The organism is Cryobacterium sandaracinum (assembly GCF_004403415.1).
In the GTDB taxonomy this organism is placed as follows: domain Bacteria; phylum Actinomycetota; class Actinomycetes; order Actinomycetales; family Microbacteriaceae; genus Cryobacterium; species Cryobacterium sandaracinum.
Genome location: NZ_SOGO01000042.1, coordinates 161717 through 175926 on the forward strand (window position 1 = coordinate 161717; position 14210 = coordinate 175926).

12 protein-coding genes and 1 pseudogene are annotated in these 14210 nt (G+C 65.4%); 2 read left to right on the forward strand and 11 right to left on the reverse strand.

Annotated features, from left to right (window positions below):
- Positions 1–24: 24 nt before the first annotated feature.
- Positions 25–756 (reverse strand): acetolactate decarboxylase, encoded by a 732-nt coding sequence (gene budA / locus E3T25_RS16055; RefSeq protein ID WP_104099735.1) that lies wholly within the window; start codon positions 754–756, stop codon positions 25–27.
- On the reverse strand, positions 753–2495 hold the full coding sequence (gene alsS, locus E3T25_RS16060; protein ID WP_134375353.1) for an acetolactate synthase AlsS: 1743 nt from the start codon (positions 2493–2495) through the stop codon (positions 753–755). Before alsS ends, budA begins: the two co-directional genes overlap by 4 nt.
- 118 nt (positions 2496–2613) lie before the next feature.
- Here alsS and E3T25_RS16065 point away from each other — a divergent pair, with 118 nt between their 5' ends.
- Entirely contained in the window at positions 2614–3504 is an 891-nt protein-coding gene (locus tag E3T25_RS16065; RefSeq protein ID WP_104099734.1) for a LysR family transcriptional regulator, read from the forward strand.
- Between the two features lie 25 nt (positions 3505–3529).
- Here E3T25_RS16065 and E3T25_RS16070 read toward each other — a convergent pair whose 3' ends face one another.
- The 8 genes and pseudogenes from E3T25_RS16070 to E3T25_RS16105 all read right to left on the reverse strand — a co-directional run bounded on the left by E3T25_RS16070 (position 3530) and on the right by E3T25_RS16105 (position 13081).
- Entirely contained in the window at positions 3530–4828 is a 1299-nt protein-coding gene (locus E3T25_RS16070; protein ID WP_166786029.1) for an ABC transporter permease, read from the reverse strand.
- Positions 4829–4836: 8 nt separating this feature from the next.
- A pseudogene (locus tag E3T25_RS16075) lies at positions 4837–5517 on the reverse strand (ABC transporter ATP-binding protein).
- Complete coding sequence (locus E3T25_RS16080; RefSeq protein WP_134375357.1) at positions 5514–6092, reverse strand: efflux RND transporter periplasmic adaptor subunit; 579 nt, start codon at positions 6090–6092, stop codon at positions 5514–5516. The pseudogene E3T25_RS16075 and the gene E3T25_RS16080 overlap by 4 nt, the downstream one beginning before the upstream one ends.
- A gap of 243 nt (positions 6093–6335) precedes the next feature.
- The gene (locus tag E3T25_RS16085) at positions 6336–7100 is read right to left on the reverse strand and encodes a hypothetical protein (protein WP_134342701.1); all 765 of its coding nucleotides are present in this window, start codon (positions 7098–7100) and stop codon (positions 6336–6338) included.
- 261 nt (positions 7101–7361) lie between these two features.
- Entirely contained in the window at positions 7362–9305 is a 1944-nt protein-coding gene (locus tag E3T25_RS16090; protein WP_134375359.1) for a zinc-ribbon domain-containing protein, read from the reverse strand.
- Positions 9302–10390: a TniB family NTP-binding protein gene (locus E3T25_RS16095; RefSeq protein ID WP_166786030.1), complete on the reverse strand. Its 1089-nt coding sequence runs from the start codon at positions 10388–10390 to the stop codon at positions 9302–9304. The genes E3T25_RS16090 and E3T25_RS16095 overlap by 4 nt, the downstream gene beginning before the upstream one ends.
- The gene (locus tag E3T25_RS16100; RefSeq protein WP_134375363.1) at positions 10387–12318 is read right to left on the reverse strand and encodes a DDE-type integrase/transposase/recombinase; all 1932 of its coding nucleotides are present in this window, start codon (positions 12316–12318) and stop codon (positions 10387–10389) included. The genes E3T25_RS16095 and E3T25_RS16100 overlap by 4 nt, the downstream gene beginning before the upstream one ends.
- Entirely contained in the window at positions 12305–13081 is a 777-nt protein-coding gene (locus E3T25_RS16105; protein ID WP_166786031.1) for a TnsA-like heteromeric transposase endonuclease subunit, read from the reverse strand. The genes E3T25_RS16100 and E3T25_RS16105 overlap by 14 nt, the downstream gene beginning before the upstream one ends.
- A gap of 203 nt (positions 13082–13284) precedes the next feature.
- On the opposite strand from E3T25_RS16105, the gene E3T25_RS16110 reads away from it, so the two are divergent.
- Positions 13285–13779, forward strand: coding sequence for a hypothetical protein (locus E3T25_RS16110; RefSeq protein WP_134375367.1), 495 nt, complete (start codon positions 13285–13287; stop codon positions 13777–13779).
- Between the two features lie 28 nt (positions 13780–13807).
- Here the strand turns inward: E3T25_RS16110 and E3T25_RS16115 are convergent, their stop codons facing one another.
- The gene (locus E3T25_RS16115; protein ID WP_134375369.1) at positions 13808–14146 is read right to left on the reverse strand and encodes a hypothetical protein; all 339 of its coding nucleotides are present in this window, start codon (positions 14144–14146) and stop codon (positions 13808–13810) included.
- Between the last annotated feature and the right edge of the window lie 64 nt (positions 14147–14210).

Below are 14210 nucleotides of genomic sequence, written 5' to 3' on the forward strand. Positions count from 1 at the left end.
AACCAACCGATTCGGATCGCTCGGCTACCGGTGCATTTCGGTCTTCTGGATCTGCCACTCGAGGTCGTCGGGGGACAGGTTGGCGTTCTTGAAGGCATCCGTCAGCGGCAGCTGCAAGCGCAGGTCGGTGCCGAGGCACAGGGCAGCGGTGCCGGAGCGCAGCTTGAAGTCGAGCACGTGGCCGCCGGCCGTGCGGTCGTCGGTCAGGAAATGCGTGTGGCAGCCGGGCACGCCGATCCCCTGCTCGTAGAGCGGGGTGCGGAAGCCAGCCACGACGCCCGAGACGTCGTGCAACTCAATGATCGCGTCCTCGTCGGTTGCCTCCACCATGGGGCGGTAGGGCTTCTCCTGCTTGACGACCGTGCGCATCCGGATCCACTCGAAGTCGCCGTCGATGCGCAGGGCGTACATGTAGTTCTGCGACGCCGTCAGCTTGTCGATGAACGTTGACGCCTCCGCGCGCACGATGTTCTTCGGCAATTGGCTCTCGATATGAGGCACGAAATTCGTGACGACGGCGTAGGGCGTGTGCGCGCCCAGGTCGGCCTTCGACACCCCGCCGTCGGCCCGCAACTGGTAGCAGATGCCGTCGATGATCAGCATTTCACCGTCCAGTCCGTTGAACGTGCCGAGTCCGAAACTGCCGCGGCCGAGCAGGTCGCGCACGGTCATCTCGTCTTCGTAGACGCCGTCGAGCAGCGCGCTCATCAGGCTCGTCTGGAAAATTTCGTGTCGGGTGACAGTGAATTTGCTCATTGCAGCACATCGCTTTCCAGATCGGCCATCAGGTCATCTCTATTGTTGCGGTAGTCGACGTGCACGTCGATGATGCTCGGGCCGGGTTCGGCAAGGGCCTGCGCCAGGATGCCGGCGAAGTCGTCGAGGTGCGTTACCCGGTGGCCGTGGGCGCCGAATGATTCGGCATAGGCGACGGCGTCGTAATCGCCCAGCTGCACGCCGGAGGTGCGCCCGTATTTGCCCATCTGCTGGAACGCCACCATGTCGTAGGTGCCGTCGTTGAAAATGATGTGGGTGAACGTCGAGCCGAGCCGCACGGCCGTCTCCAGCTCCATGGCGGAGTAGAGAAAACCGCCGTCGCCCGACACGGACACGACTGGTGTGCCCGGGCGCACCAGGGTCGCGGCGATCGCCCAGGGCAGGGCCACGCCCAGGGTCTGCTGGCCGTTCGAGAACAGCAGGGTGCGCGGGTGGTAGGTGCGGAAGTGCCGGGCCATGTAGATGTAGTGGGAGCCCACGTCGCAGAGCACCGTCGTGTCATCCGGGAGCAGTTCGCGCATCATCAGGGTGAGGTCGGCCGGGTGCACGCCCTCGGACTCGTCCCGGCGACCGGTGGGCTGGTCGGCGTGCGCGAGGCGGGCGCGCTGCTCGGCTACCTCGGCCGCGGCGGCGACCGGCATCGACAGCCCGTTGATCTGGCGGGCGAGGGCGTCGAGGGTCTCGGCGACGTCGCCGCGCAGTTCGAGCGTGGGGCGGTAGTAGTCGTCGAGGTCGGCGGAGAGTTCGTCCAGGTGGATGATCACGCGCAGGTGGTCTTTGTTCCACTTCGACGGTTCGTACTCGACGAAGTCGTAGCCGACGGTCAGGATCACGTCGGCCTTGTGCAGAAGGATGTCCCCGGGCTGGTTGCGGAACAGGCCCACGCGTCCGAGGTAATGCTCTTCGAGCTCGTGCGAGATGACTCCCGCGGCCTGGAACGTCTCAACGACGGGCAGTCCGGCGACGCCCAGCAGGCGGTGCAGCGCCGCGACGGCCTGGTCCGAGCCGGACCGCGCGCCGGCAAGGATGACCGGGAACTGCGCATCCTTCAGCAGGGCGGCAGCGCGCTGCACGCTCTTGGAGGGTGCGGCGCCCAGCTGCGGCACCCAGTGCGGATGCGTCATCGACACGGTCGTCGAGTCCGTGAGCACGTCGTAGGGGAGAACAACCGCTGCGGCGCCCTTGGGCTCCTGGCTTGCCTCGCGGAACGCGTTCGCGATTGCTTCCGGCACGTTGTCGGCGACACTCACCTCGCCGGCGGACTTGGTCACGGCGGACAGCATGCCCACGGCATCCATTGTCTGGTGGGTACGCTTCAACCGGTCTGCGCGCGGAACCGCGCCGCAGAGGGCGACCACCGGGTCGCCTTCGGTCGTCGCCGTCAGCAGGCCCGTCGCGAGGTTGGAGGTGCCTGGGCCGCTCGTCACCAGGACGACGCCCGGCTGGCCGCTCAGACGCCCGACGGCCGCGGCCATGAAGGCCGCATTCTGCTCGTGACGCACCACGATCACCTCGGGTCCGTCGTCGATGAGAGCGTCATAGACCGGGTCGATCTTGGCGCCGGGAACGCCGAAGACCCACTGCACGCCGTATGCCTTCAGGCATTCCACCACGCGTTCGGCGGAGCGGGTGGACGGAGCGGGGGTGCCGGCGTCAGAGCGCACGAGCGTGGTCTCGGTTGTGTCGTCGTCGCTCTGGAGCGGTGAAGTAGTGGTCATTGTGATGCCTCCCGGATCGCCGTTCTGAATCGGCCTCCCCTCCATCGTCGCTGCACATTCAATAACAAGCAACGCCGAGTAGCGATGCAAACGATCTGAAAATGAGATGCTTAGGCCCATGGAATTGAGACAGCTCGAATTCTTCAGCGCCGTCGCCGGTGAGTTGAGCTTCACGCGCGCCGGGGACCGGCTCACCATCGCCCAGTCAGCCGTCTCGGCCGGCATTCGATCGCTCGAAAGCGAATTGGGCGTCGAACTGTTCGATCGCAGCCGCCGCCAGATCAGGCTCACTACGACTGGCGAACTGCTGCTTCCGAAGGTGCGCGACGCCCTCGACGCCGTGAACGAGGTGCGCGACGCCGCCCAGGACACCACCCGCGCCATCACCGGGTCCATCGTGATCGGGCTGATGACCTCGGTCACGCTCGTCAATGTGCCTCGGCTGCTCGGTCTCTTCCGCGCCGGCCATCCGGGCGTCGGCGTGCGGCTGCGCGCGGCCCGGCGGGGGTCGGCCGGGCTGGTCGACGAGCTCGTCTCGGGCGAACTCGACCTGGCCTTCCTCGCCCTCAGCGGCCCGGCGCCGACGGCGCTCTCAGCCGTGCCGATCGCTTCGTCGCCGATGGTGCTGGTGGTGCCGAAAGGCCACCGGCTCGCCTCCGCGTCGGCCGTGGGCCTGGGCGACCTCGTGCCGGAGGAGTTCATCGATCTGCCGCCCGGCTACGCCAGCCGTCAGATCGTGGACGATGCCTTCACCGCTGCCGGCCTCGAGCGGCGGGTGATGATCGAGGTCTCCGATATCGGAACGGCCGCCGAATACGTGACCAACGGCCTCGGAGTGGCCCTGTTGCCCGAATTCACCGCCCACGACGCGCTCGACGTGCACCGGCTTCCCGTGGCGAATCTGCCCGATTTCACGGTGTACCTGGCGGCCTCGCGCAAGCGGCGCGCGTCGGCTGCCGTGCGCGCGTTCGTGGAGCTCGCGCTCGTCGCCGACGAGGCGCGCGGCTGATGCGAGGCGGGGCCGACAGGGTGCGTCAGTTGCCCCCGCGCAGGGCGACGATCGGCTCGATATTCGACGCCTTCAGGGCGGGGTCGACCCCGGCGGCAAGGCCGACGACGGCCCCGAGCAGCGCCGACCCGGCTGCGAGCCAGGGGTCGACGACCGGCGCCCACTGCTGAATAGGCGACACGATCACCACCGCGAAGACCCCGAGTGCGGCTCCGATCAGGCCGCCGAGTAGGCCGATGACCACGGATTCGACCATGAACTGGCTCGAGATGTTGCGCTTGGTGGCGCCCAAGGCCCGGCGCAGCCCGATCTCGCCCACCCTTTCCATCACCGACAGCAGAGTGACGTTCGCGATCCCCAGTCCGCCCGCGACGAGTGCGAGCACGCCGAGAATCAGGGAGATGACGTTCACGTCGGCCTGCACGTTCTCGCGCAGGGCGGACCTAGCCGACGGGGCCTGTACCTCGAAGTTCTGCGCAGCGTTGGGGTCCAGGGCGAGCGGAGCCTGTTCCGCGACCACTTTGCCGGCGCCGAGAGCGATCCGGATCTGCAGTTCATCCGGGCCGGTCAGGCCGAAGTCGGCGCGCGCGGTGCCCATCGGCACGACCACCGCGTCGAGCAGGTCGGAGCGTCGCTCCATCCCATCGATGATGCCGATCACGGTATATGAGGAGTCGCCGATGAAGATGGAGGGCTGGCTGTCGACGCGGTTGATGCCCAGGCGATCAGCCGCGCGCGAACCGAGCACCGCCACCCGATCGGCCCTGGCATCGTGGCCGGTGTCGAAGTACCGGCCGGTCACGATGTTGCCGCGAACCGCGTCGAGCAGTCCGGGGAAGGTGGCCATCAGCGATGGGCCCAGGGTTGCCGGTTCCGACGGGTCGTTTACCGGCACCGCGGTAATGGTCACGGCATCGAGGGGCACCTCGCTGACGAGGCCGGCCAGCTCCACCCCGGCCAGGCGGCTGACCCGGTCCGGGGCATCCCAAGGCAGTCGCCCGGTCGCGCGCTCCGAGCTGTTCATCCCGTCGGTGCTCCCCGGCTCGATCACGACCTGGGTGGCCGCGACCGCGTCGAATTGGCGGGCGATCTGGCCGGCTGCCGTCTGGGCGAATCCGATTGTCACCACCAGGGAGGCGATTCTGATCGTGGTCCCGAGCGTGGTCATGATCAGGCGGGTGGGGCGCGCCCCGATGCCATAGCCCGCCTCGACGATGAGGTCCTGCACCGAGAACCGGTCGGCGCGGGTGATGGCCGGCGCGGCCCCGCGGTCACCGTCGCTTACCGGGGCCGGAGCGCTGGTCGCTCGACGGCGGTTCGGCATCCGCAATTTCATGTTGTTTCGCTCACGCGGCCGTCGGTGATGCTGATGGTGCGCCCGGCGCGATCCGCCACGGCCCGGTCGTGGGTGATGACGATGAGCGTGAGGCCGCCGGCGTTCAGCTCCTCTAACAGGTCCATGACCTCCCTGGAGGTGGAGGCGTCGAGGTTGCCGGTCGGCTCGTCGGCCAACAGCAGCTGGGGCGAGGCCACCACGGCCCGCGCGACCGCGACCCGCTGGCGCTCGCCGCCGAAGAGAGTGCCGGGCAGGAAGTCGATCCGGTGGTCCAGGTGCACCCGGTGCAGGGCGGCGCGGGCCCGTCATTCGCGGTCGGCGCGCGGAACTTTGCTGTAGATCGTGGCCAGCAGCACATTGTCGCACACCGAGCGGTGCGGCATGAGGTGGAAGGCCTGGAACACGAAGCCGATCTTGCCGCCCCGCAGCGCCGCGCGTTCCGCCTCGCCGGCCAGACCCGTGAGCGCTCCGTCGAGGTAGTACTCGCCGACGCTCGGTCGGTCGAGCAGGCCGAGGATGTTGAGCATGGTCGACTTGCCCGACCCGCTCGGCCCGACGATCGAGAGGTAGTCCTGCTTCTCTACCCGCAGGTTGATTGATGTGAGCGCCTGGACCTCGGGCGGGCCGGGGAAGGAGCGGGTGACGTCGATGAGCTCCACGACGGCCGGTCGGCTCATCGCCCGGCCACGACGAGGTCCCCTTCCTCGAGGGAACCGTCGACCGCCTGCACCTCGACGTAACCGTCAGCCGCGAGCCCGGCGCTCACCTCGACCAGCACGGTCTTTTTTCCGTATCCGGTCGACACCTCGACCCGGGATTCCCCGCCCGGGCCGGCGGTAAGCGCGGCCAACGGCACAGCGAGCACCTCCCCGTCGGTGGAGCTGACCGGGATGGTGACCCGCAGGTTGCTGCCCTGGATGCTCTGGAGCTGCCCGGGTGTGAGGTCGTCGAGCGTGAGCAGGATGGTGAAGCGTCCGCTCGCCGCATCCGTTCCCTCTTTAGCCTCGGCCACGGCGACGGATGTCACGGTGGCGCCGTGCTCGGAATCGTCCTGCATCGAGAGCACGGCGGCGTTGCCGACCTTCATGAGTTTGGCATCGCTCGCCGAGGCGGAGGCGTTGATCTGGATCGTGGCACCGGAGACGCGCATCACGGAGCCCGTGATCGAGGTGCCGCGGGATACGGTGACCTCGTCGACCCGGCGGGGGAGACCCGGCAGGTACAGGATTTCGCATGCCGGCAGATAGGTCATGGTGGCCTCGTTCGCCGCGGCGAGGGCGCGCTCGCTGCCGGCAACGCCGGCCCGAACGAATTCGACGGAGTTTTTGCCCGAAACGGCCCGGAAACCCGAAAAAATGGTCTTATATACGAGAATCTCCGTCGAATTGGTGCGGCGACGGACCCGGCGCTCCGCCGCTGAGAAACAAAGTCCACGGGGGCTGTCGGATCGGAGCTATCGGGAGTCATGCAACCCAACGGGTTGGGACTCACTCAGCTAGCGGTCGAGCCCTGCCATGCGTTCCAGTGCGGCTCGCATGATCATCTGGGCCGGATCGCCGATCACGTGATTGTTCAGGTACAGGCTCTCCGCCCATGACAGGACTTCCGCTTTGGTGAGCCCCACGGCCGACCAGTCCACCCCTGCTTCCGCGCGCGCTGTCGGTTCCCCGGTCTTCGGGTTCAGCCACACCCGTGCGATCGGGATATCCGGATCTTCGTGCTCCGGATTCCAGAGGAGCGCGATCGGGTGGTCAGATCCGTCGAGGTGATCGTCGGCGATGTGGCCGGACCCGAGCCAGGGGAGCATCAGCTGCTCGCCCTCCAACTCCACGTCGATGATTTCGAGCGGGACCGGCCCGTAATCGCGGGAGTACACCGGCAGCCCCACATGGTGCCATTCGGCGGCCTCATCCGAGTCTTCCAGCAGATCCGGGAGGCGCGGTGCAACGTGCAGCACGAAGCCGGTCGCCCAGTCGACGAGGGCCTGGGTGTCGGCGGCCGGCCACGGACTGTCATCGCTCGAAGACCCGTCCGCGTTGTGGAAGTGGTACTCGACTCCTTCTTCCAGGATGTCCAGGTGGAACTCTCCGTCGTCGAAGCCGAGGAAGATGCCGGCGACCTGCTCCTCGTCGTCCCAGTCCGCGTCGAATTCCGGGTGCCGGAAACGCGGGGGCAGCGGGGGGATGTCCAGGGGCAGCACGCCGAGGTCGAGCACCACCCGCAGCACGGTGTTCGGCATACGCAGTGTCGGGTCGGTCATAGTCTCGACGATACCGGAGGCCGCCGACGTGGGGCAGCACAGAGCCGCATCACCGAGCCGCATCACAGGTGACACGTTGCCTTCCTGTTGATCTATTCCAGTGAATTGATCCCTTGTAATCATTGGGCCGGTGGTCAGGCCTACCGTTGGTGGAGTTGCAACCATTCTGATCTGACGTGTTGCCGGGGTTGCTCCGTTTTCATTTTGGACAGCAAAAAACCGACCAGAGAAAATTTCTGGTCGGTCTTCTGCTGTCTACTGTTAGGGGCTGCTGAGGATCCTTTCCGCTGGATCGCACTCTGTGCATCCGTGGGACTGGAGGCGATGCGCCACGGTCTGCTGCACGATGTGTCCATGACCGCAGCGCCACCAGAAGGAGCCGGTTCCCCGGACGATCTTGCTGGGCTCGGCGGGGTAGTTCAGGTAGGGGTGCCATTCGGCGCAGAGAACGGGTTCTCTGGTGAGGAGATCGTTCGTTCCGGTGTCGAGGCGTCGGTGCGTGCAGATACTGCACCGGTAGCCAGCGACACGTCGCTCAATGATCTGGTCGTAGGAATGTCCCTCGGGGCAGCGCCAGTAGACGGTCTTTCCGGAGCCGGTTGTTACTTTTTCGGGAGTCAGGGTCCCGTTGAGTTCATGGTCCCATTCGCGGGCGAGGTCGGGCCTCGCCGCGGCAAGCGTGGGCAGGGTGGCGCGACGTTCTTTCTTGTCGCAGTGTTGGCATCCGCCGCCGTGGGTTCGGGATCTGATACTGCGCTTGTAGGTGTGCCCGGCATCGCAGAGCCAGTAGACCACGTCGCTCATTCCCGCGGATACTGACTGCGGTGTCGCGGGGAAGTTGCGCGGGTGCCAGGTTTTTGCCACTTCGGGGTGGGTGGTCCCGAGGTCGTTTTCGCCCACGGATAGGATTCGGCCCGTGCATTTTCCGCAGCCGATGCCACCGGCTGTGCGTTCGGAAGGTGACGCCTCGGTGAGATGGTTCGCGGCGCAGCGCCAGACGATGATGTCGTGCGAACCGGCCAAGATCGTGTTTACGGGTCGCCCGTTGTTCAGCGCCGGTTCGTATTGCTGGGCGAGCTCCGGGCAAGTGACTTCGAGGGAGTTGAACCCTGGCAGAGCTTCACGGTTTTTGCAGTACGGGCACCGGTCAGTGTTCCGCGGGGCGTGGCGGAGCAGGTCGGTTGGGAACTGTTGGAGACGGTGTCCTTCGCGGCAGACGGTGGGGACTTTGCCGGCGCCGGTGATCGGCTCCTGCCCGGACTGTTTGTTCCGTCTCAGTTGGTGGGCGAGGACTTCCAACGTGTTGGACCGGCTGAGTTTTCGATCTCCAGTGGGTTCCAAGAACCGGTGGAACGGTTCCAGCGGATCCGTTACCGGCTCGAATCGGGCGGCGACTGAAGGTTTGAGCGGAAGGTCGTGTTCCCATGCCGGTGTGAACGGCCGTTCACCCGCGGTCGCTTCGCGGACGGCGAGGTGCGTTGACCTACTGTGAAGCCAGATCGCACGAACAAGCTTGCGGTGGGGTGTGCCGATGACTCCTGTGATTGCCTGGCTCAGGTACTTGTGTGCATCCCCGAACGGTTGAGTCGGGTCATAGAAGGCCCGCATGAACGCGGTGCTGGTGAGCAGGGCGGCCAGACGAATCAGCACCGGGTAAGTCTCCGGTGTGAGCGGGATGACCGGGGACTGGATCAGCGCGTTCCGGAGGATGAGGAAGAGGCGTGCTTCGAGCAGGTTCCTCGCTCTGAGCTTCCGAAAGGTCCGTTCGGCGGCGAGAACGTCAGGACCGACATTGATCTGCTGATCAGGTCGGGTGCCCGCCCCAACCCAGAGAGCGTGCTTGAGGCACACGTACTCGGTGAACTGAACTCCCTGTTCCACCGTGGCACCGTGGGCGCACAGGATGCACATCCACTGGTTCCCTAAGCCTTCAGTGCAGGCCGGGCAGCTTGTCCCGTCGGAGTGCGTGGGAGACAGAACTTCCCGCGTGAAGGGAAACTCGGTGCGCCCTGTTTTGGCCTGAAGGAGGCGCAGTTCGGGGTCACCGGTCGCGCCGGCCTCCTCGGTGCCGGCGAGCCTCAGCAGGTGTTTCCAATGCGCTTGGGTCTCGCCGTTGGCTTCGAGCAGGCGGCGGATGTAGCTGGCACGGGTTTCGCGGTCGAGGGGTCGAACGCGAAAGGTGAAGACGCGGGTTGCTTCGTTCATTTGGTGCCTCCAATGCGTCCGGCCGACTGGCGGCTGCGGGTTTTGCGGGCGAGGGTTTCGATGCGCGCTGTCTCGGCTGCGAAGTCGATCGTCTTCTTGTCGAGGAGCGCCCGGGTGACCGCTTCAGTGGTGCCAACGGCGCCGTTGGCGGTGCCGTTGATGAGTCGGCCGAGCGAGCCGATCGAACCGTTGGTGCGCTCGAGAAGGTAGGCGCTGAGGGCGACGAGGCTTCCGGCCTTGTGGTTCAGGAGCGGCAGTGCGTCCTCGAACTGTTCGATGATGCCGCGCCAGATTTCGTGGTCGGCCTCGCTGCTCGGGTGGTAGCGCTCCATGGGCATCATCGTGAACCGGGCGGCGATCTGGCGTCCTCGTGGACCGGACAGGAGGTCGCCGGTGTCGAGGTCGATGCCGGCGTAGAGGAAGGTTGCGAAGACGTCCCGGTGAAGGCTTCGGAGAATGTCGACGCTTTCCCCGTTGCCTTTGTTGGCGGCCGAGAGGTTGTGGAGTTCGTCGACGACGACCAACCGGGTGCCGACGCGGTCCATCATGTCCACGACGCGCTGCCGGAGCATTTCCATTGTGTCGGTGCGTGCGACGGTCATCCCGAAGAAGTGGGCGAAGGTGCACATCAGTGCTCGTCCTGTGCAGGTGGCCGGCACTTCGATGAACACAATGGGCACGCGTCCGTGGTTGGCGTAGTCCGGGAACTGCCGGACGTACGCGTCGTGCACATAGCGGATGAGCATTCTGGTCGCGGTTGTCTTCCCGAGCGTGGCATCTCCGGTGAGGATCAAACCACTGGGGTCACGGTCGGGGTGGATGTTCTCGTTCATGGACTCGGCCAGTGAGAGCCGTGCTTGCAAGAAGTCCGGGGTGTGGATGGTGATCCCTCCGGAGAGAAACATCTTGCGCTGCCGGTCGTAGGCCGTTCGGGCGCGGGTGCCGAGGGCGGCGTACTCGGCGGCAGTGTGGCGTTCGGGTTCGTAGGGGATGGTGTTCAGAAACCGGGCGAGGTCCTCCTTGGTGTGCCGCGGCGCGGGCTTTATCTTCGTGGTTTCGGGGAACATGATTGTGGGGCTGTTCATGATTGGTCTTCCTTTGTCGGGTTGAAACGGGTGAGCTTGGTGGTTTTGGGTGCTGGGGTTTCGCTGGATGGGTCGGTCGGGGCGAATGTGTCCTCTGTCTCGGAGATGCTGGGGAGGGGCATGGGCGTGCCGGTGGCTGCGGCGTTGGTGATTGCGGTCGCCCGCCGGAATGCTTCTCGCCGGGCGGCTTGGAAGTCGCCGGCGTGTGGTTCGGTGGCGAGGTGCTCCTTGCGGTCCCGGCATTCGATCCAGCCGCCGTCGGGGTCACGTAGCCAGATCACGAGCGGGTCGTACGGGTGGTACTTGAACTCCCACTTGTTGTCCTTGTGCGGGATGTTGGACTTCTTCCTTCTGTACTTGTTGATGTCAGCGCAGTCGTAGAAACGACGGTCGAACTGAATGCCGGCAGCGCCGATTGCACGCCAATCGCTGGGCAGTAGTTCGATGAACATGTCGGCGTCGAGTGAGATCGGCATGGATCCGAACAGGTCGGTGGCGGCGGCGAACGCCTGATTCGGGGTGAGCGTGATGCTGGGGTCGAGCCGGTCGCGCAGCGCCGAGTTGGGTGTGTTTTGCCAGCAGTTGATGACCCAGTCGTCGAATAGCTCGAAGAGCGTGTGGATGTCGAGCACGGGGGCGTCTTTCGGCCTGCGGCCGCGGTTGACTGGGCTGTTGCCGATGTATCCGGGCAGTTGCATCGTGAAGAGCGTGTTGATGGTCTGGAACATTCGCTCCACCACGGCCTTGTCCGTTGGGGTGTGGATGGCCGAGAGGACAATGTCGGACTCGAAGGTGACGCAGGCGGCGCGGAACGTTTCGCTCAGGTAGTCCTTCCCGTTGTCGGTGGTGATCTGCCGCGGGTAGACGAACGGGCGAGCTTCCTCGAGAGGCCGGCGAACCTCGGGGGCGAGCAGCTTCAGCCCGTGATGGGTGTTGATGAGGGCGAGGTTCAGCTCGGCGCGGAACGCAGATCGGTCCGGGCGGAACTGTGGGCCCGTGAGCATCTGAGCGAGCAGGAAAGCGTGGTCGGTGCCCTTGGTGGCGTCGAGCCGGAGGGTGGCGGCCACGATGCTGCGGGTCGCCACGTCCACGGCGATGGTCAGGCACGGCCGGGTCAGTTTGCCGTCCTCGCCCAGCACCTCGATGTCCATAATCGTGGAGTCCAGCTGCACCTCGGCGCCGGGGAGGAGGCGGATGGTGGACTTGTGCACGCGCTTCGGGGTGTTGTCGCGGGAGCGCCGTGACGTGGCCTTCCCGGTGGTGTACCGGCCCTTGGTCAGTTCCGCGAAGCGGCGCCGTAGCGTGGCATCAGAGGGCACCGGGACTTCGTCTGTTGGATACAGTTCGTCGAGCCGGCGTCCGAGGGTGCGGATGAGGCGGGCGACGGTACCGGTGGCCTGGTTGGTCTGGTCGTCGACGATGGAGCACATGACGCTGTAGACGCGCTCGTCCACGTTGTCGAAGCGTTCGAACGTGCGCTGCTTGCGCTTGTCGATGAGGCCCGCGGCCCCGGACTCGCGGTACGCCTTGAGTTTTCGCTTCAGGGTCGGGACGGACATCTCGAATTCGGTCCCCGCAAGCTCCGCGGCCTTGGCTTCCATCCGGTGGGTCAGCGACCGGGTCGCTGGGTCGTATTCGGGGCGAGGCGTGTCGTGCCCGGCTCGTTCTCCCGTTTCCATCTCGCGCAGGTGTGCCGCGACGGTGGAGAGCTCTTCCTGTTCGGGTTTGGGCAGTGCCGCGAGCGAGCGTTCCGGAAGGGAGACCATCGCAGGCGGCGTGAGGAGCCGGCTCGTCAATTCCGCGACGTGCAAGTTCTTGTAGTCGCCGGTGGTCAGATTGCGCAGAGTCAGCTGGTTGCCGATTCGCTCGACGCAGAGGAACGTGCCGTCGATCAGTTCGAGTGGTTGGGTGGTATCAATCGTTCGCATGACTGGCCTTTCGGATGAGGGAAGTGTTGGAGAGTGGCTGCGTCAGGTCGGCGTCGAGGATGCGCTCCCAGACGAGGTGGTAGACGGCGGCGCGTGCGTTGCCGAGCGTGAGGTCGGGCAGCAGCGCGGCGATGGCGTCGAGGGATACCGGTTCGGTGAGCGCGTCGGTCAGCTGCTGGACCGAGGCCAGTCCGGGGTAGAAGCGGGGGTGCCGGAACATTTGGACCCAGGCGAGGTTGGAGGCGAGCGGTTCGCTCAGCTCCGTGTGCACCTCGTAGGTCCAACCGACCTCGTCGCAGACGGCCTTGGTTTTCCGGAACTGCTCGGCGGCGTTGTCGTTGATGCGCCAGAGCGGTTTGACGTCGTAGACGACCTGCTTGTTGTTGGCGTGGAGGGCGATGAAGTCGGGGACGTGTTCGGTGCCGTCGGCGAAGAGAATGGTGAATGGCTGTGTGGCGATGGCCACGATGTCTTCGGAGTGGTCAAGCCACATCAGGATGCTGCGCTCCAGCAGCGATTCGTGCCAGAGCTGCATGCGGGCCGCGCTGTGCCAGTAGTAGCCGTGATAGTTGCGCTGTTGGGGGTACCGGTTGCCGGTCCGGATGGGGGCTGCCGTGTACAGGTCCATGCCGAGGAGCGCGCGGCCAGCCAGTGCCGACGTCAAGGTCTTCTGGTCATTGCGCTTCTTCCACTGAACGCGGGCAGGCAGGGCGGACTCGGGTGTGAGCACGCCGGTATCTGGAACGTACAGATTGGACGCCATGACGTCCGGCTGCGGCGCGAAAGAGGGGGCGGATTTTGCTTCTGGGTTATGCGTGATGTTGTTCATGCCCACTCAATGCGCGCCGTCGGAAGCCGGCTGGGCTCTACGACCGCTCTAGAGGGTCTAATAGACACACTCACGACATCCGGAGTGTCTAAAAGGCATAAATCAATTCCAACTGGACAGCCGATAGCCTGAGTTCTGTGACCGATGCCCGCTTCAGACCACGTGACTTCGCCCTGACCCCGGACCGATTCGGTAGGCCGACGGGGATTGAATGGAAGTCGATTCAGGTCGTCGACTGGGTCATTCCTGAAGACCCGGCGGAGCTGCAAGATCTGCGGCGGCGATACGCGGACTGGCGCACGAACGCCTGGCGACTGCAAGCAGCCCAGATGCAGCATTACTACGCGATGCGGATCCGACGGGCCATCGCAGAGGGAACGCAGGTGAAGGGCAGAGGAATGACGCGCAGCCGGGTTTACGCGCAGATGGCTGGAATCAGCTACGACAGGCTGGTAAAGATGTTGCGTGGCGAGGTCATCATGCGCTTGGAAGACGTCGCTGCGGCGGACCGCATGCTGGGTGACATCAGTGGGTTCACGCGCGGTGAGTCGCTGGCGAGTGAGGACGACCCGTCGGCGGCCGCATTGCCGGCAGCGAGCATGGGCGAGTTTCCGGACTGGGCGCGAACCTGAAGGTTTCTCCCTGAAGAAGCCGGATCGGCTACATGCCGACCCCTTCCTGACCTTGTTCGCATTCATCCGGAATCACCTCTTGAATGCTGAGGATGGTGGACGTGACCTGCCAGTAGTACTCGATGGACCACTCGTCGGACATCATCGTCCACCGACCGCGCTCACCGATCCGACACGTGTCCAGCGTGCGCAGGGGGCGGCAGCAGTCGTTGATCGTTGGCGCCGCGCCGGGTCCGGGGAAGCGGGTGACTGTCCCTCGGACGAGGTCGAGAACGTGGGTGGAACCGACGGTTGTTATGCGCCAGACCCCGGTTGAATTGGGCAAGAGCTCTTCGACGCTCTGAGATTCATTGTTGGGATTGGGCATTGGCGCTCCTCCGTATGGGATGTGACGTGCGCGGTCCCGGGCAAGGCCAGTGGTGACTCTCAGG

Bases quoted from the DNA above. Each gene is read 5' to 3' on its own strand.
- budA (WP_104099735.1), bottom strand. From the start codon at position 756: ATGAGCAAATTCACTGTCACCCGACACGAAATTTTCCAGACGAGCCTG.
- alsS (WP_134375353.1), bottom strand. From the start codon at position 2,495: ATGACCACTACTTCACCGCTCCAGAGCGACGACGACACAACCGAGACC.
- E3T25_RS16065 (WP_104099734.1), top strand. From the start codon at position 2,614: ATGGAATTGAGACAGCTCGAATTCTTCAGCGCCGTCGCCGGTGAGTTG.
- E3T25_RS16070 (WP_166786029.1), bottom strand. From the start codon at position 4,828: ATGCCGAACCGCCGTCGAGCGACCAGCGCTCCGGCCCCGGTAAGCGAC.
- E3T25_RS16080 (WP_134375357.1), bottom strand. From the start codon at position 6,092: ATGACCTATCTGCCGGCATGCGAAATCCTGTACCTGCCGGGTCTCCCC.
- E3T25_RS16085 (WP_134342701.1), bottom strand. From the start codon at position 7,100: ATGACCGACCCGACACTGCGTATGCCGAACACCGTGCTGCGGGTGGTG.
- E3T25_RS16090 (WP_134375359.1), bottom strand. From the start codon at position 9,305: ATGAACGAAGCAACCCGCGTCTTCACCTTTCGCGTTCGACCCCTCGAC.
- E3T25_RS16095 (WP_166786030.1), bottom strand. From the start codon at position 10,390: ATGAACAGCCCCACAATCATGTTCCCCGAAACCACGAAGATAAAGCCC.
- E3T25_RS16100 (WP_134375363.1), bottom strand. From the start codon at position 12,318: ATGCGAACGATTGATACCACCCAACCACTCGAACTGATCGACGGCACG.
- E3T25_RS16105 (WP_166786031.1), bottom strand. From the start codon at position 13,081: ATGGCGTCCAATCTGTACGTTCCAGATACCGGCGTGCTCACACCCGAG.
- E3T25_RS16115 (WP_134375369.1), bottom strand. From the start codon at position 14,146: ATGCCCAATCCCAACAATGAATCTCAGAGCGTCGAAGAGCTCTTGCCC.